Origin of the sequence: Lentisphaera araneosa HTCC2155 (assembly GCF_000170755.1) — a bacterium.
GTDB lineage: Bacteria > Verrucomicrobiota > Lentisphaeria > Lentisphaerales > Lentisphaeraceae > Lentisphaera > Lentisphaera araneosa.
This window is the reverse complement of record NZ_ABCK01000010.1, coordinates 23,240-43,827: the sequence shown is the minus strand read 5'-3', so window position 1 is coordinate 43,827 and position 20,588 is coordinate 23,240. Positions and strand designations below refer to the sequence as shown.

General features: G+C 39.5%; 14 protein-coding genes. 13 read left to right on the top strand and 1 reads right to left on the bottom strand.

What is annotated here, in order from left to right; translation table 11 throughout:
* Nucleotides 1-44: 44 nt before the first annotated feature.
* The 10 genes from LNTAR_RS11535 to LNTAR_RS11490 all read left to right on the top strand — a co-directional run bounded on the left by LNTAR_RS11535 (nt 45) and on the right by LNTAR_RS11490 (nt 13,141).
* Nucleotides 45-1,370: a sulfatase family protein gene (locus LNTAR_RS11535; protein WP_007278888.1), complete on the top strand. Its 1,326-nt coding sequence runs from the start codon at nt 45-47 to the stop codon at nt 1,368-1,370.
* Nucleotides 1,371-1,397: 27 nt separating this feature from the next.
* Nucleotides 1,398-2,666 carry an SGNH/GDSL hydrolase family protein gene (locus LNTAR_RS11530; protein WP_007278887.1) on the top strand — a complete coding sequence of 423 codons (1,269 nt, stop codon included), beginning with the start codon at nt 1,398-1,400 and terminating at the stop codon, nt 2,664-2,666.
* A gap of 69 nt (nt 2,667-2,735) precedes the next feature.
* Nucleotides 2,736-3,476 (top strand): hypothetical protein, encoded by a 741-nt coding sequence (locus tag LNTAR_RS11525; RefSeq protein ID WP_007278886.1) that lies wholly within the window; start codon nt 2,736-2,738, stop codon nt 3,474-3,476.
* Between the two features lie 24 nt (nt 3,477-3,500).
* Nucleotides 3,501-5,501: a glycoside hydrolase family 43 protein gene (locus LNTAR_RS27735; protein WP_007278885.1), complete on the top strand. Its 2,001-nt coding sequence runs from the start codon at nt 3,501-3,503 to the stop codon at nt 5,499-5,501.
* Nucleotides 5,502-5,509: 8 nt separating this feature from the next.
* Nucleotides 5,510-7,018, top strand: a complete 1,509-nt coding sequence (locus tag LNTAR_RS11515; RefSeq protein WP_007278884.1) for a sulfatase family protein — start codon at nt 5,510-5,512, stop codon at nt 7,016-7,018.
* 14 nt (nt 7,019-7,032) lie between these two features.
* Nucleotides 7,033-9,042, top strand: coding sequence for an alpha-galactosidase (locus tag LNTAR_RS11510; protein ID WP_007278883.1), 2,010 nt, complete (start codon nt 7,033-7,035; stop codon nt 9,040-9,042).
* Nucleotides 9,042-10,616: a hypothetical protein gene (locus LNTAR_RS11505; protein WP_007278869.1), complete on the top strand. Its 1,575-nt coding sequence runs from the start codon at nt 9,042-9,044 to the stop codon at nt 10,614-10,616. The genes LNTAR_RS11510 and LNTAR_RS11505 overlap by 1 nt, the downstream gene beginning before the upstream one ends.
* Entirely contained in the window at nt 10,609-11,397 is a 789-nt protein-coding gene (locus LNTAR_RS11500; protein ID WP_007278882.1) for an alpha/beta hydrolase, read from the top strand. The genes LNTAR_RS11505 and LNTAR_RS11500 overlap by 8 nt, the downstream gene beginning before the upstream one ends.
* 141 nt (nt 11,398-11,538) lie before the next feature.
* Nucleotides 11,539-11,826, top strand: coding sequence for a helix-turn-helix domain-containing protein (locus LNTAR_RS11495; protein ID WP_007278881.1), 288 nt, complete (start codon nt 11,539-11,541; stop codon nt 11,824-11,826).
* Complete coding sequence (locus tag LNTAR_RS11490) at nt 11,819-13,141, top strand: type II toxin-antitoxin system HipA family toxin (protein ID WP_007278880.1); 1,323 nt, start codon at nt 11,819-11,821, stop codon at nt 13,139-13,141. Before LNTAR_RS11495 ends, LNTAR_RS11490 begins: the two co-directional genes overlap by 8 nt.
* A 788-nt stretch (nt 13,142-13,929) precedes the next feature.
* Here LNTAR_RS11490 and LNTAR_RS11480 read toward each other — a convergent pair.
* Nucleotides 13,930-14,778 carry a helix-turn-helix domain-containing protein gene (locus LNTAR_RS11480; RefSeq protein WP_007278878.1) on the bottom strand — a complete coding sequence of 283 codons (849 nt, stop codon included), beginning with the start codon at nt 14,776-14,778 and terminating at the stop codon, nt 13,930-13,932.
* Between the two features lie 98 nt (nt 14,779-14,876).
* Here LNTAR_RS11480 and LNTAR_RS25600 point away from each other — a divergent pair, with 98 nt between their 5' ends.
* Genes LNTAR_RS25600 through LNTAR_RS11465 form a run of 3 tightly spaced genes read left to right on the top strand, consistent with a single transcriptional unit; the run spans nt 14,877 to nt 20,544 of the window.
* Entirely contained in the window at nt 14,877-17,027 is a 2,151-nt protein-coding gene (locus LNTAR_RS25600; RefSeq protein ID WP_007278877.1) for a sulfatase-like hydrolase/transferase, read from the top strand.
* A gap of 38 nt (nt 17,028-17,065) precedes the next feature.
* On the top strand, nt 17,066-18,760 hold the full coding sequence (locus LNTAR_RS11470) for a hypothetical protein (RefSeq protein WP_007278876.1): 1,695 nt from the start codon (nt 17,066-17,068) through the stop codon (nt 18,758-18,760).
* A gap of 2 nt (nt 18,761-18,762) precedes the next feature.
* On the top strand, nt 18,763-20,544 hold the full coding sequence (locus tag LNTAR_RS11465) for a right-handed parallel beta-helix repeat-containing protein (protein ID WP_083800021.1): 1,782 nt from the start codon (nt 18,763-18,765) through the stop codon (nt 20,542-20,544).
* The last annotated feature ends 44 nt before the right edge of the window (nt 20,545-20,588 follow it).

Below are 20,588 nucleotides of genomic sequence, written 5' to 3'. Positions count from 1 at the left end.
GTCTGAGACAGCTTATTGTTAAGATTTAAGGAAAAAATATTTCTATGAAAGAAAAACGTTCAAATATAATCTGGTTTATAGCCGATCAGATGCGAGGGCAGGCAATGGGTGTTAACGGCGATCCAAATATCTTTACACCTAACCTCGACAACATGTCAATTTGTGGAACGAACTTTCCTAATGCGATATCTGGATATCCTTTGTGTTGCCCATTTCGAGCGAGCATGCTAACAGGCAAATATGCAAACAATCATTCAGTTCAGATCCATGAGGATAGACTTGATCCATCTACTACTACAATAACTGACGTGTTTAATGATAATCAGTACGATACAATTTATCTTGGGAAGTGGCATTTAGCAGGAATTAAAGAAGAGAAAGGTCGTTCAGCACTTAAGACAGTGCCTGTAATTGATCGGGGTCGATTTGATACATGGATCGGCTACGATAATAATAATAGTCAATGGGACTGTTGGGTGCACGGGCATGAAGATGGCAAAGAGATTGATCACTATCGATTACCTGGCTATGAAACAGATTGTCTGACTGATATGGCGATTGAACGAATTTCAAAATATAAGGATTCTAGCAATCCATTCTTTATGATTGTGTCTGTGCAACCTCCACATTTACCAACTTTAGCTCCTCCAGAGCATCGTCGTTATCAAGCACAACAACTTGAGCTTCGTCCAAATATTCCAAGCGATACAGAACAGGAAGCGCGTTTCCAGTCTTCAGGATATTATGCTCAGATTGAAAATGTCGATGCCAATGTTGGACGAATTGTTGACTACCTAAGAGAGAATGAGATGATTGAAGATACACACATCGTCTTCTTTAGTGATCACGGTGATCAGATGGGAAGTCAGGGCCGATTCGGTAAATGCGTGCCATATGAGGAGTCACTTCGTATACCATTTATTATAGGTGGTGGTAAGCCAATGGCCTATGATGGACGTCGATGTGGGAATACTCCTGGCCTTGTGAATCATGTTGATATCGCTCCCACAAGTTTAGGGCTTTGTGGGGTCGACATCCCCGATTGGATGGAAGGTTTTGATTACTCCCATAGGCGCACAGGAGTGAACTTAGAAAAACGGGTGTACGAAGAGCCGGACAGTGCTTATTCACAATTAATTGGGGATAGAGAGTCTGCTTACGCTTGGCGCTGTGTGGTTACTCGGGATGGGTGGAAATATGCGTGCATAAGAGGTGGCGAGTGGTTGCTGTTTAATCTTAATGATGACCCCTATGAGCAAAATAATTTAGCTTTTAATACTGCGTTTCATGAGAAACGAAGTGAATTAAATAATTTAATTAGAACTTGGGCTCAAAAAATTAATGATGACTTTGAATTTCCTAAAGTTTAGTTCTTATGTTTAAAATTAGGTGAAAAAATGAGAGCTATTTCAATTGTTATTTTGTCAGTTGTCGGATTAGCCATGCCTGTTGCTGCACAGGATTGTTCCTTTTCTGCTTTTGATAAAGCCGCAAAAAAAGGGGAGCGACTGACGGTTGCTTTCTTTGGAGCATCTCTAACGTGGGGAGCCTGTGCCAGCGACCAATCTCGCACTTCATACAGGGCGAGAATAGCGGAAAAGCTGCAAGAGAAATATCCAGAAGCGCACTTTACCTTCATTGATGGTGCTATTGGTGGTACGCGTTCAAACCTCGGTGTCTTTCGTTTGCAACGCGATTGTTTGAAATATAAGCCTGATCTTGTCTTTTTGGACTTCTCGGCGAACGATAATATTTACAGTGATGACCCTGAGACGCTTGCGGCATACGAATCATTGGTGCGCAGGATTATAACTGAGGGTAAGGCTGCCCTTGTACAGGTTATCTTTCCTTTCCCATGGGATTATAACCCCGGGCGTACTCTCGAGAAGATGAGAGGGCGAACGGCTCACCTTAAAATAGCCGAGGCTTATCACGTACCAGTCGGAGATGCGGTCCTTCACATCAAAAAGTTGGTTGACACAGATAGAAATACTATTGATAAAATTTGGGAATATTATACTGATCTTAGTAATGGTCATCCGGGCGATTACGGCTATCAAGTTTTTGCTGACGTAGCTTGGCAAGCATTCCAAAAAGGTATCAGCGAAAACATGACTTGCACCCCACCGGCAAAGATGCTGAATAAAGACATTTATATGACTTGGTCGCGCAATCGCCTCTCGCAACTCAGAGCGCTTCCAAAAGGTTGGAAAGTCACGTACCCATCCATTACTTCTGCCTGGTATGATGCTTATATGCCACGCTGGCTCGATGATGTTGTCTCGGCAAAAAATATGGATGTAAAGAAAGACAAGAAGACCAAAGAAACAATCACAAACAAATTATTGGTTGAGCCTTTAATCGTAAAATTCAAAGCTGAAAGTGTTTTGATTTTTGGAGAAGAAACCATAAAATCTGGAAAATATGAGGCTTTTGTTGATGGTAAACCTTGCACATGGAGTCGTAAGAAAAAAACGATATTTGATGCCTCCTCAAAACGTTTCGGAGGCAACTGTCAGCATTATCAATTATTAATGACTGATCTTGATCCCAATACGATTCATACTTTGGAAATAAGACCAATTTTGAGCAAGGATGAAGCACAGGAACTGCGCATTGAAAGTATCTGTCTTGCCGGTGGTGAGGCAGGGGTCCTTGAAAGATGAACGATTTTAAAAAATTACAGCCATCTTTCACTTCAGAGAAAATTTAATTATAAAAAAAAGGAAACAAAAATGAAACTAAAATACCTATCAACATTACTCATCCTCAGTCAAGGTCTATTTGCGCAAGTCGCAAGCAATGTCAGCCTTTACTCCAACATCAAAGGTGATTTGGCTATAAGTTCCCAGGCTTTTAATCAAGGACAAGCTGCTTGTAGTATTGATTTAGCTGGTCAAGGCAAGTTGCAAGCGAATCAGGTAGGCTCAAAGGGCTATGTTATTTTTCGCTATCAGGCAAAAGGCTGGTGGGATGCTAACGAACCTTATTTTTATGTGAGCTTACCTTTTGAGTTCATTAAAGTTATTAATGAAAAGACGGTTCGTAAGGATCGCTTGCACGACAGCCTTAAGAAGCGTGAATTGAATCTAATTGTTGATGGCCAAGAGGCTGGTTCACCAAATCAAGCAGGGAACTTATGGAAAGCAAACAAAGAGATCGCGGCTTATTGGGACTTTAAAGTGACAAACGAAATGCCGAACTTAATTACCGTTGTAACAGCTAAAGCGGGTGTAGGTGAATTAGCTATTGCCCCTCTTGATGATCCAACTAACAAACAAATCATCACTAGCATTAAAGCCGAGCAGGGTGCCTGTATTATTCAATTTAATGCCAAGGGGAACTTCCGCCTATACCTGCAACAAAAAGCTTACGCTGATAAAGAAGAAGAAAAAACGCGCCCAGCGGCCAATATCTCGGTCATTTTCTTAGATGAAAAAGCTCAAAATAAAGAAATAAACACAATTTCAATTTAAAGGTCAATTACTCAGGTAAGAATAATGAAACTTAACAATACTTCCCTCAGTCACATACGTGGCTTTAACTACCAACCTTCCTTTGCAGGTCACGGTATTCCCCGTTGGTTGGATCGCTTTAATCCTGCAACAATTGAAGAGGAACTGCGCCGGGGGATTAACTATTTCCCTTGGTACAACACAACACGTATTTGGTTGTCGCTTGATGCATGGTGGGATAACCGTGAACTGTTTTTAAAGAACCTACAAAAAGAAGTCGAGATCAATCGTAAGCTCGGCCTAAAGGTCATGCCTGTTTTGTTTAATGGAGTTCCAGGTATTCCCGTTTTTGGATTTTTTACTTCAACCGATGCCGATCGCATCTTAAAGTGCAAACATCCCGATGAGGGTGGTCACAACTTACGTGTGCTTTATTTGGATTTCGTCAAGGATATTGCTGAATTGTATGCAAAGGATGATATTATTGCTGCATGGGATTTATGTAATGAACCAGGGCTGGAATACAAAGAAGAAGGCGATTTTGTTCGTGAAGCGATCTTCCTGCTACTTGAAAAATCAGCTGAAGAACTGCGTACACATGGTGTTCAGGCGCCTATTGGAGTCGGAAATTTTGGTCCCGTGCGTGATGACGAGCGAGTGGTGCACTTTGTGGATTGTATTTTAACACACCGTTATTACGTGCCTCACTGCATGACGCTTGAAAAATTTCGTGAGAATGTAAAGCAAACCGTTGATTTTTGTAATAAGCACAATTTACCCTGGTGTGTAAATGAATGCTCATGGGGTGCTTGGGATGATGAGAAGCGCGCAGAGAATATCCCTGGACTAAGTGTCTTTCTCGAGATTGGTGCCGGCATGGTTCCTTATATTCTTTGCGAGAGTCCAGCGATGGATGCCCACGGCGAAGAAGTTGGTTTAGTCTATGGCTGGGGCGCTCCAGAAGATCTTTGCTTTATCCGCAAAAATGGTCAGCTTCGCAAAGGTCATGAAGCCATCAACGATGTGGTGGCTCAGTACCCAATAGAAAATAATCCTTTTGACACACAAGCGGATGCCAATGCGCCCTATGATAGCTTTCGACCGGGAAAAGTCTGGAATGATGTAGATGGTAAACCAATTCAGGCCCACGGTGGTGGTATTATCAAAATTGACGATACCTACTACTGGTATGGCGAAAATAAAGATGCCGAAACAACGGTCAATTCCTTGGGGACAGCTCGTACTCCGCTAATTGGTGTATCCTGTTATTCCTCCAAAGACCTCTACAATTGGAAGTATGAAGGCTTGGCTCTTGAAGCTGTTAATGAAGAAGGCCATGAATTGCATCCACGCAATGTCTTGGAGCGTCCAAAAGTACTTTATAATGATGCGACAGGCAAGTATGTCATGTGGTTCCACTTGGATGCCGAAGATTACTCCTGGGCAAAGGGTGGGGTGGCCATTGCCGATTCACCAACAGGTCCTTTTGAATACCTAGGCAGTATGCAACCCAATGACAGCATGTTGCGTGATATGACCCTCTTTAAAGATGATGATGGTAAGGGGTATTTAATTTATACTTCTGAGAATAACTCAACAATACATATTTCCTTGCTGGATGAAAGCTTTACCAAGCCAGTAGGGGAACCGCACCGTATCTTAATCAATATGGTTCGCGAAGCACCCGCAATCATTAAGAAAAATGGCTATTATTATCTCTTCACTTCCGCCTGTACGGGCTGGAATGATAACCGTGCATGGTTGACTACAGCAGAAGACATCATGGGCGATTGGTTTACTCTACGTGGTGGTGAATGCCTTAAGGGTGACCCCGAGCACCAAGCGACGACTTTTGAGTCACAAAGCTCCTTTGCTCTTGTGGTTCAGGAAGACGGCAAAGAAGATCAGGTAATCTTTATGGCGGACCGCTGGAATCAGGATGATTTGGGTGATTCTCGTTACGTCTGGCTACCCGTCGAATTCGATAAAAAAAATAATCGTTTTGCCCATGTGGTTTACCACGATGAATGGAAATTAAATAAGTAGGTTGAATCATGTCTAAACCAAATGTTTTATGGCTGATGAGTGATCAGCACAATGCTAATTGCACCGGTTATGCAGGTAACCCAAATGTGAAAACTCCCAATCTAGACGATTTGGCTAATGAGGGAGTAGAATTTGAACAGGGCTTTTGTAACAATCCCATTTGCAGTCCTTCTCGCCTGAGTTTTATCACTGGCTTATACACCAATAATCACGGCTATTTGGGCAATAGAAATAACGATGTTACGACTCCTAATCCTAATACTCTATCAAGCCTCTTTCGCCGTTTTGGTTACCAAACGGGACTCGTTGGCAAGAGTCACATGATTACGGGCTGGGACAAAGAGGGCTTTGAATACATTCGTTACACGGATATGTGTGATGCAGATGATAATGATCCCCATACTTGTCACTACTTCGATTACCTCGCTCAGCGTGGCCTAGCAGATCACTACGAAGAGGGTTCTCCAAAAGAAGGTCAACAGACACTCGATGGTTCACAGCCAGCTTCTTTGCCTTATAAGCATTCAATTGAGCATTACACGGGCAATAAGAGTTTGGAGTTTTTGGAAAATCGCGATCAGGATCGTCCCTTCTTTTTAAAGATGAGTTTTCAGCGTCCCCATGACCCTATTACGCCGGCTCCAGAAGATTTCGATATGTACAATCCAGAAGATATCGTTTTGCCAGAGAGTATCAGCGATTTATTTGAGAATAAGTTTGTTGGTAAACCGCAATTCATGCAAGATTATGTGGCGAATCCTGGCGACTACCCCATGTGTGTAGCGGATGAAGCCAAACTCAAACGGGCCCTGGCCAGTTATTATGCATTGATCACTAAGATTGATGAAGAAATTGGTCGCGTCATTGATCACCTCAAAGAAACGGGAGAGTACGATAACACCATCATTTTTTATACAGCCGATCACGGTGATTTTGCGGGTGAGCATGGACTCTTTTTAAAGAATCTTGGCATCTATGAATCGATTCATCGAATTCCATTTTTACTCAAATGGCCCGGCGGTCCAACAGGTGTAAAAAACAAAGAATTGGTTGAATCAGTTGATTGGTACGCGACACTATGTGATTTGTGCAATATCCAGGCTCCAGACAATGTGGATGGCCGCAGTTTAGTTCCAGTCGCTAAGGGTGAAGCCAAGGGTAGTGATGCGATTATTTGCGAACATCACACTTCTACTGCCATACGTACTAAGCAATACCGACTTGTTTACTATCGTGAGACGGGTGAGGGTGAGCTTTATGATCGCGGCAATGATCCGGATGAATTAAACAACTTGTGGTCCCATGCCGACTACCAAAGCATTCGCATGGATTTGATGCAGCAAGTACTCAATTACCATATGAGTTATCAGCGAAAAACCTATAATGAACTGGATCAAGTTATTAATAAAAAAAGAAAGCATAGTTTCTCGGCACTTTTGCAGAAAGAGAAGGCTTACTACAGCGACCTAATAAAAGTCTATGAAACAAAAAAACCTTGGCCGCCACAGGCTAAATAAAAGAGTTGAATAAGATGAATTTTACTTATAAAGATGGAGCTTTTTCCTTTGTGGATCAAGAGGGTAATGGTTGGAGGAATTTACAATTTGAGCTCAATGGAGTCTTAAGTTCTAAGCTACAAGAATTATCCAATACGTTATCTGATCAAGGTGGCACTGTGCTTTTGTCGGGTTCAGGCTATCAAGAAGAGATTAATTTTACTCTTGATGGCGAGAGCAATAGTCTGGTTTTAAGCCGCAGTATCATCAATACGTCTGAGCAAGTTTTGGAACTGAATTCAATCCGAGATGGCATCTTGGCTAGTGACGCAGAATTATGTTACACAAGAGAGATGAAATTGATTGATTATTATCGAGTGCGTTACTTCCATTCATCCAACATCAAAACGGAAAAATATCCCCGCTTTCGTGTGGAGCATCCCTATATCAAGTGTATTCCTTATGATGCGGTACACATCAATAGTGACGAAGCGAACCACTTTCCGGTTTTTGCCGTAGAGTTTGATCGTGAGCATTCAGTTGTTTTAGTCCAAGGAGATTTAAATCAAGTTAAGTTTGAGCGTTCGTGGAACTTGGGGCTAGAAGGTGAGTCTGATAGCAAGTTTATCAAAACTTATGAGGGTTTACAAAAGTACACACTGAGCGATGCCTTTAGTTTAGCCGCAGGTGAGAGAGTTGAAGTCTCTCGAGTCTTTTATCAATTAAAGTACGATACTCACCCCCAATATGCCTTCGATGATTATGTGGCAAAGCTTAACCAGCACCATAACTTTCAAGGCAAGAATTCAAAGATGTTGCGCGAAGGCGTGTTTTGTACTTGGAATTATGGAACCTTTGGCAATATCACAGAAGATTTGATTCTAAATCGAGCCAAGGCCATGGCTGAAAACATGCCTAATTGTACTCATTTCTTGATCGATGATGGCTACCAAGCATTACGCAATTCCTATAATAATCCCAATGCTGGTATCGATTCATTTTATCCTGTACCAGTTGAGGGTTACGATAAAGAAAAGTTCCCCAATGGTATGAAAATCGTGGCCGATGGCATTCGTGACTTAGGTCTAAAACCCTGTATTTGGTTATCGCCAAAAGTTTACTTGTCCTCACCCTTAGCTAAGGAAAAACCTGAGTGGTTACAGAAAGATAAAGATGGTTCAGTTCGAATTATTGGTCAATCGAGTTTTCTTGATTTATCCCATCCCGAAGCCAGAGAGTTCTATTTAAAAGTTCTTGATGCACTCTTTGTTCAGTGGGGCTTTGAGGGTGTGAAATACGATTTTATGACTCAGTGGTTCTTGAAAGAAGATAGTCGATTTGGCCATAAAAGTGGTATAGAATGGCGTGATTTTGCCTTTAGCGAAATCCGCAAACGCATTGGCGATGAAGGCTTTTTTATGACCTGTATTGCCTTTAGTGCAGGCAACCCTTTTCCCGGTCTAAATGCCGATTCCTATCGTTGTGGTTTCGATATCCACGATGGAACCTGGAGCGAGCAGGTTCGAGCTTGCTCGGGCACATTGGCTCAAACCATGATTAAAGGCAAAGATACCTTCCTCCTTAACATGGATAGCCTTGGCTTTGGTGACAACCCAGAAAACGAACAGTTTTTCCGTCTCAATTGGTGCTACATCACCCAGGGAATCTTGGAGTTCGGAGGTAAATTAGAAGAGCATAGCCCAGAGCAGTTTGCTATTTTTAACAAAATCTTAGAAAATGCGGATCGTGGAAATAAAGTACATGTACTCGATGACAAAGCCTTCACGGGAGAGCCCTTGCCAGAGATCTTGCAGGTGCGCTACGAAGATGACGGCCCCATGAAACAAGCTGGCGTGAAGCAACATATTGCCTTCTTTAACTGGTCCAATGAAAGCAAGCTCATCACCCTTTCTTTAGATAAAGCTCAACTTTCTGCTAAGGAGCAATTGTCTGACTTTTGGAGCCATGAGTCCATAACAGTCAATGGTCAGTATTTGTGCGTGGAACTAGCGCCGCGTAGCTCTCAGCTTATTGAGGTAAAATAATGTCTCCACTCATTATGGACATGGTTCACCACAACCCAGGTGAAGCCCTTTTTGAAACACCTTTTAATGAGGCGGATTACATAGCTGAAATTGGCTATAATGCCAAAGCTTATTTTCTCTTCGAGTCCCCCAGTTTAGCAATTGATTGGCGCAGTGTGGACGTGGATGTATTTCCAGAGGGTTCTGAGTCAGAAAAGTGGCTAAAGCAAAAGCGTGAGAGCATTCTTGCGCAACACGCAAAATGTCGTGCTGCGGGCTTGGCTATCTATGCTCAAGCGGACATGGTGCTCCTCCCCAAAAGTCTTATTCAAGCTTATGGTATTGAAAAAGAATTTGGTGACCCCAAAAATCCTCTTGTGGTGGATTTGATTAAGAAACAGATTGCCGAATCATTTGAGCAATTCCCCGACTTGGATGGTTTTCTTTTTCGTATTGGCGAGACCTACTTGCACGATGCCCCACATCATCAAGGAGCCATTAAAGATAAAGACAATACCCAAGAGACCATCATTCCTTTGATCAATTTGTTGCGCGAAGAAATTTGCGTAAAGCACAAGAAAAAATTGATTTTCAGATCTTGGCTAAGCTTTGACCGCGATCCCGAACAATACGCTCTCATCAATCAGGAAGTTGAACCTCATGAGTACTTAACTTTAGCTGTAAAACACAGTGAAGATGATTTCCACCGTGGTACTGCTTTTAGTCGAATCATAGGGCAGGGGCGTCATCCCCAGATTATTGAAGTTCAGTGTTCTCGCGAGTATGAGGGCAAGGCAGCCCACCCCAATTACATCGCCGCTGGGGTAATCAATGGCTTTGAGGAAAACCTTAATCAGGGTTTAGAGATCTATTCCCTCAAAACTTTTGTTGATCAGACGCCAGAGCTTTATGCCGGGGTTTGGACTTGGTGCCGTGGCGGTGGCTGGAATGGCCCCTTCGCAGCTAATAAATTGTGGTATGAGCTCAATGCCTGGGTGATTGCCACTTGGGCACAAAATACCAGCCAAAGTGAAGAACAGGTCTTTGAACGTTATTGCAAGGAAAAACTCAATTTAGATGAGGCATCAAGTCAACACTTTAGGAAGCTGTGCTTATTGAGTTTAGACGGTGTGATTCGCATGCGAAATACCCTAGAAGGTGATGTGGACTTGTGGTGGGCCAGAGATATGGGATTTGCTTGGCCTAAGTACATTCATGACGATCAAGCGACCATCGAGAAATGCCTAGCATTAAAAGATGAGGCCGTGGCAATATGGCAGGAAATGTGTTCCTTAGCAGATCAAATTTCTTGGCCAGATGAGGAACTTGCGGACTTCGCAAAAGGTTCTGTTCACTATGGTTTAGGCGTGGCAATGATTTATCGTTCGCTCTTTTATGCTGATGCTGCGGTACGTAATGACGATAAAGAAGCAATTATTCAAGGCATCGGAGATTACGATCAAGCTTGGGATTTTTACGAATCATTACCTAGCAAGTTCAAGAATTTATCTACTCAGTACCAGAAAGATTACTGTTTACACTTAGACCCCGCCGAAAATGTTATCCAGGAACTTAAAAAGAAATACAATGTTTAAGCTCTACGAAAAAATGGATCTTTGGCCGGATTTGCCACAGAAAGTGACTTTGCAAAATTTCGCTCTTGAAAATGGTGCACACTTACCAGCTTTCTTAATTTTACCCGGGGGAGGCTATCACACATGTGCCAAGCACGAAGGAGCTCCCATAGCCGCTTGGCTCAATAGCTTGGGCATAAGTACCTTTGTTTTGGAATACTCCGTGGCGCCGGCTCGTTATCCTCAGCCCTTGATGGATGCGCGACGTGCCATGCAGTTCTTGCGTTTTCACGCCGAAGAATTAAGCATAGATGCCCAACGCATAGGTGTGATGGGCTTTTCGGCTGGAGGGCACCTCGCCGCTAGTTTGAGTAATCTCTATTCAGAAGTCAAGCAAGACTATGATGATGAATTGGAGAAGATGAGCGCTAGACCAGACTTGAGCGTTTTGTGTTACCCCGTTATCTCTTGGGGAGAATTCGCTCACCTGGGCTCAAAAGAAAATTTATTGGGCCAGCAGGCCAGTGAGGCATTAGTGGCAAAAACCTCCATGGAAAATGCGGTTCACGCAAAAACTCCCCCAAGTTTTATTTGGCATACGGTTGAAGATGGAACCGTTCCCGTGGAAAACGCCTACCTCTATGCCATGGCTCTACAAAAACATAAAATTCGTCATGAACTCCATGTTTACCCAGATGGACGCCACGGTTTGGGCTTAGCCAAAGACCTGGCTCGAAGCAGCAATCAAGCAAGTCAATGGTGTCAAGCTTGCGAAAACTTCCTCTATAAAGAAGGTTTTTAGATCCATATACAAAAAAGTTGATAAAAAGTCTATTTTAATATTTTGTATATGAAATAGTTATTATAAATACTTTTTATTTTATAATAGTCGTTTTATAGTGTTATAATTACATTTTATTTATAATAAACCTTTTTATTAACTATGAAAGATATTCAAAAAGTATTGCAAGATATAGATGCCTTCAAATCTTTAGTCCTCGAATTGCACGAAAGAAAGAAACGTGAAGAAGCTATTGAGTTGGAACAAGTAGGTCCTTTTATTAAGGGATTTAGAAAAGATCGTGGGATTACTCAGAACGATTTTGCTTTAGCTTTAGGTCTTAGTAAAAATGTTATTGCCGCCATTGAGGCTGGACATTTAACTGTCAAGTTAGAGAATTTTTTAAAAGTTACTCATGCGGTAGGTTTAAAGGTCTTCTTTAATGAATAAGATAGATCGAGTAGACGTTTATTACGATGGTAAGAAAGCGGGTTATTTAGAACGTAATCAGGCTAGTTTTTCTTTTCGTTATGCAAGTGATTATTTGCAAGATCAATATGCCTTACCCATATCCTGTACTTTACCATTGAGAAACGAGGAATTTTTATCCGAGCATTTACATAGTTTTTTTAGAGGTTTAGAGCCTCAAGGGTGGTATAAAAAGACTCTACTTAATTTAGATCGTATTGATCCGAAAGATACCTTTACTTTGCTTGCAGTGAATGGCTTAGATTTACCTGGTGCAGTAGAACTCAAAACTGTGGAAAAAATGACTCCCTTACTGAGAAATGATTATTCAGTAAAGAATAAAATTTCTCATGGAGAAGGGATGTGCCTGATCTGTCTCGAGACATGTGATTCAGATTATCATTTAAAATGTTTAAAGAAATTTTTCGGAAGTACACAAGAACCAGTGGTTCCTTTAAGTAGAAGCGATTTTGATTTACGAGTTTATGCTGATGTAAGAAGAGCTTCGATGTCTGGTATGCAAGTAAAAATTGGTGTTGTATTAGAAGAAGGAATGTTGAAACCACAAGCAGTTGGTAGCCAATTTATTTTGAAACCAGCCATTGCTGATTTAAAGCAATCAGCAATCTATGAACACCTAAGCATGAAAATTTCAGAAAAACTTTTGAAGGGAAAGCTTGCTGAATGTGCTTTGATTAAACTACAAGATGGAAATTTGGCTTATTTGACCAAACGCTTTGATAGAGGAAATAAAAAACACCACTTTGAAGATTTATCACAAATACTAAACTTAGATCAATTTGATGGGACTTATGAAGAAGTTTGTACAGCTATTCAAAAACATAGCAATACTTTTTCAGTCGTTGAATTTTTACATGCTTTGCTCATTCAATTTTATATAGGTAATGATGATTTTCATTTAAAGAATATTGCCCTAATAGATATTCAAAAAAATTCGACATATAAAAGACTAAGCCCATTGTATGATTGCATCAATACAGAAAGTTTACTTAGAAATATGCCAGGACATAGCTATGAAATGGCCATAGATTTTTTCAGGGATTATGAATCAGAAATTTATCTAAGAGATGGTCATAGCTCATATCAGACATTTGCTTATTTGTACGAGCTAGCGGGTGTGTCCACTAAACTTTTAGATAGCCATTTATCTAAACTCAATAAAGGTCACCATGTTATTTTGGAAATGATTGAAAAGAGTTTACTCAGTAATGATGACAAAAAAGACTTTCAAGGAGTTCTTATTGATCGCTTGAATAAGTTAAATAAGAAAAAATAGTCGTTAAGACCGAGAACTATAGCGAGCTAGTTCCATGGATTAGAACTAGCTCATAATTTTTTTAAAGATTAAAATCGAAGTAATTGGCGGCGTTGTTGTATGAGATATCGGCAATCATGGTGACAATACAACAGATGCCATGTTAATGCTGTATGAAGATTACCTTGGTGGAAGGTTGCAAGGTGACTCTAGTATTAAAGAGGCAGCTCGAGATTTACTGAGTTCTCTTTGATCATTTTCTATTGATTTTTGAATCTCATCAAAATCTGGATTTTGTAGGATTTTACCCGCAATACTAAGCAGACCACTTAAAATTCCTGCAGTTTCTTTAAGTTTGTCATTAAAAAAATATCGGGGATAAGTGTAAAGTCCATAAAGTTTTCTCTGTGTTGTTTTTGTGTGTAAGTATCTTTAATATAACAGGTAAGGTAAAAGATTTACTCTTTTACACTATTTTAATAGCCTTTTTAGAGAACCGTCGGAGTTCATCCAGCAAAAAGCAGCCTTAGTTTAATGACTCTTCTCCATTTTATAATGGGGCTTGCGTTACCTCTTGCATTGGTTTAACTGAGTTTTTTAGGTTAAAGCTCCCTCCCATTAAGGGGGAGGATTGAATATGGGACGGGGCCCAATGATCATCAATTAAATCACCTTGAGTTGCCCTGCCCAAAGAGGAGTCTGCATTTACGTTTAGCCCATTTGTGTGTACATGAATAATTTTTGGAGTGAGATCAATGAGTACTGATTGCAATTGTTCTTTGTTATAATGTTCAATCTTGAAAAGAAAGTTAATAGCTTCGTACACTATGTTTAAGCCTGTAGGCACTGGGTGTGTGCCCTTTGATTTTTTTAAAGACTCTACAAAAATAGCTCGTTTCATGATATCCACATACACGTGCAATTTCATCAATATTCTGATTGAATTTTTTCAACAAGTAGCAAGCTTGATTTATACGTATGGTAGTAAGGTGATGACTAAAGCTCATGCCAGTTTGAGATTTAAATAAGTGTGAGATATAATTGGGAGTTAATTTGAAGTTAGTGGCAACATCTTCCCTAGAGTTGACCAAAGAATAATTTTCTTCGAGATATAGATAAATGTTTTTAAAAGTATTTTCGGCCTTGCTACTGCTTTTATTCTCGAGCTGATTACTTGATGAATTTAAACAGTAAAACAGCAAAGCATTAACTAAGTGTATATAGGGCTTTTGTAGGTCGTGCTTAGGGCTCGCTTTCAATAAATTAAGGACGGTGTGACCTTCTAATCCTGACCAGTATATACTTTTCTGGCTTAATTTAGAGTGATCATATCCACCCTGAGTATTGACGTAATTACAAATAAAGCCATCGTCGTTGAATAACAAAGTTACGACTTTTACGGGTAGCTCCCAGTCGGGTAAGTTCCAGCTATTCTTAGGCATGAAAGTTGCCGAGTACCTTTTGGGATAAATAGTTTCAATTTTTCCATTTAAGGGGATTTTCATACGATGGCAACCATCCAAAGGAATAGCCAGACGATAACCAGAACTAAAATTATGCTTGGCTAACGCTAATACACTTTGGTCGCTGATGTATAGTTTTTTTATACCACCATCAGTTATGATGTGCTCTAAATAATTAAGTGCTTCAATATTCATAAATCATATTATAGTATAATAAATTATAAATTAATACTATTTAAATAAAATAAAAGTGTATATAAATTATATTTAATCTAAAATCAAGGAGCTGTTTAATGAAGCCTGTAAATATAATTTTTATTCTTTGTGATGATCTAGGCTGGGGTGACTTGTCTTGTTATGGACAAAAAACACTTAAAACACCAAATATTGATCGACTAGCAGAAGAGGGGACGAGGTTTAGTAATTTTTATTCCACGTCACCAGTTTGTTCACCAGCTCGAGCATCTATTATGACTGGTTTACATTCAGGTCATTTGCCGATTCGAGAATTAAATGACCCATATTTACCAAACGATTATAATAATATTGCAAAAGTTTTTAATAAGGCCGGGTACGTAAGTAGCATACAAGGCAAGTATGGTGTGGGTAATGGGCAACAACACGATGATGCCTTACAGAAGGGCTTTGGTTCTCATTATGGTTATAATTGTATGAAGCATGCGCATAATTTTTTCCCGCCATGGTTATTGGAGAATGGCAAAAAGTTTTTTACTCGTAACCTCCCACCAGAAGGAGATGTTTTACAGTGGGAGACTGGTGTTGGGGTAGCTGAAACAAAAATCGATTATTCGCCTGATATGGTAGAATCTAAAGCTTTAGATTTTATTGAAGAACATAAAAACAATCCTTTTTTTCTCTATTATTGTACCAACTTACCTCATGCAAACAATGAAGGTGGAAATACGGCAGATGGAATGGAAGTGGATCATTATGGTGAGTTCAAAGATAAACCTTGGAAAGATAATGAGAAAGGTTTTGCGCGCATGGTGCAACGTATCGATGAATCTGTCGGGAAAATAGTAGATAAATTAAAAGAACTAAATCTAGATCAAGATACAATTATTTTGTTTTCAAGCGATAATGGCCCCCATGAAGAAGGTGGTCACAAGGTGACAATGTTTGATTCGGCGGGTCCTTTCCAAGGATATAAACGCAGCTTACATGAAGGTGGGATCCGGGTACCTTTTATAGCTCATTGTCCTAGTAGAATACCAGCAGGTCAAGTCAATTCTGATTTGTTCTATTTTCCTGATTTAATGAATACTTTTTGTGAATTAGCAGGCTTAGAAGCAGAGGGTCCTAATGATGGTCTGAGTATGAAGCCCGTATTGCTAGGAGATGAGGAAAATCAACAAAAACATGCGTATCTTTACTTTGAATTTGAAGGACAAATTGCTGTTCGTAGAGGAGCGATGAAGTATTTAAAGGATATTAAAGGAGAAGAACATTTATTCAATCTAGACGAAGATATTCATGAGGATAGAGATATTAAATCTGATAATCCTGAAATCTTTGCCGAACTAAAAGCAATCATAGAAAAAGAACATCGTGATTACACTGCATACGCCTTGCCGGAGCTAAATGATTTGAAACACAAGAATCATAGATATGCCAGGAAATTCAGTTTAATTGAACTATTGGTCGTAATTGCAATAATTGGTATACTGGCCAGTTTTCTATTACCTATATTAAATAAATCAAGGTCTAAAGCATTACGGACCAGTTGCATGAACAATCTTAAACAAATGTATCTTGCCACAAGTATGTATAGCGAAGATTTTGATGGAAAATTACCAACTGCGTCTTGGAACGGATTTAATAACCCTGGTCACTATCGTAACTTTTTTTCAAATGGCTTTCCCTATGGTTCGAGCATACAGAAACGACAATTTTTTGGGATCGCACTTGTCGCATCTCTAGATTATATCAATGTCGGAGACAATTTACTATGTCCAGAAAGCAATAAGATAGATTCGGTATATGCGAAGAATGGAGATGAGCTTTTGAGTGGATTTAACGCTGCACTCAACAACCCAAATGGCTCTCCAGCCGTTTATTCCAGCTATATGTACGGTGGGTACTTTTTTTATGAGAAAGAAGGCTTGTTTGGATTTGAAGGTGAAAACATCGGTTATAATGACGCAGCTTCCCCCTATCAAAATAGTGGTACTGGGATCCCAGCGACCAGCTACTACCAATGTTATTTTGATGCTGTTGGCGCTAATGCAGGCGATGACACATTAGCCTGTCATGAAGCAGAGGGCTTGAATAGTGTCTATATTGATGGGCATGCAAAATGGATCAATGTCCCAAGTGGTGTCGCCGCTGGTTGGTGGGATTTTAAGCGAGGCAATTCAGGTAAAGATGGTGCATATGGAGGACAAGGGATTTGGCCTTATTCTACTTATCAAGGCGGCTTGTAGCAAATGAGTACAACTTTTAACTTAAGGAAACACGTAACATGATGAAACTTGCAAAAATAACGATCTATATGTTAGCATTATCAACTTTTGCTTCAGATTACTATGTCAGTAATAAAATTGGTGATGATAAAAGAGATGGCAGATCGAGTGAAATCCAAGGTGATTCTGGACCACTAAAAACAATTAATAAAGCACTGCATATGTTGCAAGCTGGTGATACCTTACACATTATCAATACTGGTAAAATCTACCGCCAAAGTATTAATATTCCTAAAGAGATGTCAGGTAAAGAGACCCAAAAAATAACGATAGAGGGCAATAATTCTTGGATAACTTGTATAGACCCTTTAGCAAATGATCGTTGGAGTTTATCTCCAAATGGGTCCAAGGAGGTTTATAAGTTAGAGGGACTCAAAGGAACATTCCATTTTGGGATCCCGCTATATAAAAACAAAGAAAAAATTCCAGTTCTAGATCATGTTGATGCTTTAAAACCAGGTGAATTTTGGTATAAAGAAAAATTTAATATTTTATATTTCTACACAACAGATACATATCAATCAGATAAGTTTAAGATTATCTTAGGAGATGGAAGCATACGAGAAGTAGAAGCTGCTGAATGGGGACATACAAACTACAGGCACAACCCGAAGCTAAAACGCTTGCGGGGTTTTAAACAGGCGCCTAAATCCATACAAATAAATGGAGTAGAAGCACCTTTGTTAGATTCTCCGGCCCTAGATCGCTTGCCAGAAGGCACTTCCTGTATGATTCAAGACAAAGAATTGTATTACCGTCCACACACAGGTGAAAAACCGGTAGATATGATGGCTATTTTAAGACCAAGTGGAGTTACTATCAATCATGTGAATGAGCATATAACATTTAAAAACCTGAATGTAGCCTATACAAGTAATGATGGTTACAATATTCATGGAAAGGCCAAACAGATTCGCTTTGAAAATTGCAACGCATTTTTTACAGGTGATGAAGGCTTTAGCTCTCATGGTCAGTGTGAAACTACCCTTGATGGGGGCATTTTCCTCTATTGTTCAAATGGTATTCACAATGTAAACAATTCTTCAACAATCATACGTAATGTGATTGTTGATAGTCCTAATACAGGTGGTCTTAAAAATGATAAAGGTACTGTAAGAGGAGTCATTGAAAACTCTATAGCCATCAATTGTCCAATCAAAACACACCAATCAAATATGGAAAATATTTTAGCCATTTCAGATGCATCTACAGACAATCAGACTCAGACTGGTATTGAAGCTGGCGAGAATGTCATGATTAAAAGTGTAACAATCATTGGATCTGGTCTAATTCGTGTTGATAAAAGTAGTGCTTGTTTTGAGGGCTGTATATTGGCCTTAGAGAATGGTCGCATTCATATTCGAGATACAAATCCAAAAAATATTCTTGTGCTTAAGAATTCATCTTATTCAAAGTCAGTACTTTTAGAATGGGGTAAAAAGCCCCCATTCCAAAAATCACCTCTTGTAAAATGGGGGCAAGAGAATCCTGAAAATATGGTAAATACTACTCCTATTGAAATCGAGTTTAAAGGCCCCATACAAAATCAATACCAACAACTACCTCACAATGTTGGTTGTTCAAAGGAACTGTTTAATCGCTATATTGAATACCGATCAACTCGTGAGGAGCTGTTAAAAACAGTTCAAAAAATGGTGTGGCCCAAAGAATTAGAATACTATAAGGATATATAGAAATGAAAATAATAATGAAACGAATATATTTACCGTTGTTATGTTTATCTTTATTTTCCTGTGTAAGTAGAAAAATAGAGGAAAAGATGAAAATGGAATCGCTCGACTTAAAAGATGAGATCACAAAGCTTCTCGCTCAGGGAAAAACAGAGCTAAACCTACCCAAAGGTCGATACAAAATCTCTGAGGCTATCCATATAAACAATACGAAATCTCTCACCATTAATGGAAATGGTTCCACTTTGATCATGCCTCCCAAAGGCGAATTATTATTTTTTAGCAACATACAAAATATTCACATAAAAAACTTAACCGTTGATTGTGACCCACTACCATTCACTCAGGGGACAATTACTAAAATTAGTGACGATCATCTTGAATATGAATACGAAGTGCACCCAGGGTACCCAAGTTTAGATGCCTTCCCAAAATACAAAACAATCGGACGAAGTGGTATTTTTGTCTTTGACCCCAAGACATTGAGATGGAAAGATAATGTTCCTGATCTGTATACAAAAGACAGTACAAGCATCAGTCTAAGAAAAGGGCAATTTACATTCAAACACCTAATGGAAGGGTACAGAAATATAAAAGTAGGTGATTATGTTGCTTTTAAAAATATGTATGGGAATGTTTTTTTATTTAAAGGGTGTGGTGATGTCACAATGGAGGATGTCATAGTGAATACCGGACCCGGAGCTGGCTTCTTAATGCGAACCTGTACGGGTAAAGTGATAATGAAACGCTGTAAAATAGAAAAAGGGCCAAAACCAAAGGGAGCCGTACATGAGCGTTTATTGAGTACGATTGCAGATGGGTTCAATCTCGCCTATTCCAGGCAGGGTGTTACCATGGAGGAATGCGAATTTTCCTATATGGGCGATGATGCTGTAAATTTACATGGATCATTTATGAGTGTAGTTAAGAAAATAGATGATAGTACATTTTTAATTGGCCGTGCTTGGTCAGATGAACCACTTCAAAAAGTACTGCCAGGTGATAAAATTAGAATACTTGATGGGAATGATTTCGGTTTGATCAATGAAGCAAAGATTTTAAACCTTATGAAGATTATCCCTCCCCAGGAACTAGATCAAAATTTACGTAAGAAATGGCGACTTCCCACTAAAGCTAAAATATTTTATAGCCAAGTAAAGCTAGATAAGAAGGTAAATGCAGAAGCTGGAAATAAAGTTGAGGTACCAGCAATTGCTTGCCCTAATTTCGTCTTTCGTCGGAACTATTTTCATGATCACAGAGCAAGAGGCTTACGCTTAGGAGCTTCCCATGGTTTGATTGAACAGAATCGTTTTGAGCGTATAAAATCAACTCCTATAAGTCTAGGGCCCCATGCAATTCATAATGAGGGGGGGTGGATTGAAGATATAGTTGTAAAAAATAATACGATAATGGACTCTTGTTTTGATGAACGTACATTTGATAAAAATGCAGCTAATACAGGTGCAATTGTTTTACTTCATTTTCTTCATGATAAATCAGCTAAATATGTGCAAGAAAACCGTAATATTCGCATTCTCAATAATAAAATTGAGAGGGTCGGTGGTCCAGGCCTATTAATTACCTCTGCAGACAATGTAACAGTCGAAGGCAATACTTTTTCAAATACACATTTATTAAATTGTGATAAATCAGGTAATGATATTCGCTTAAAAGCAACTGGCGTAATTAGCATAAATTATTCAGATAAAGTGGATATTAAAAATAACTATTTTGGAAAACTAGGATCATTTGCTCGAAAAGAGTTTATTAAAAATCCTGAATAATAAGCACACAAATTATTTAGTTTGGAGCTCTCTAAATCAATTAG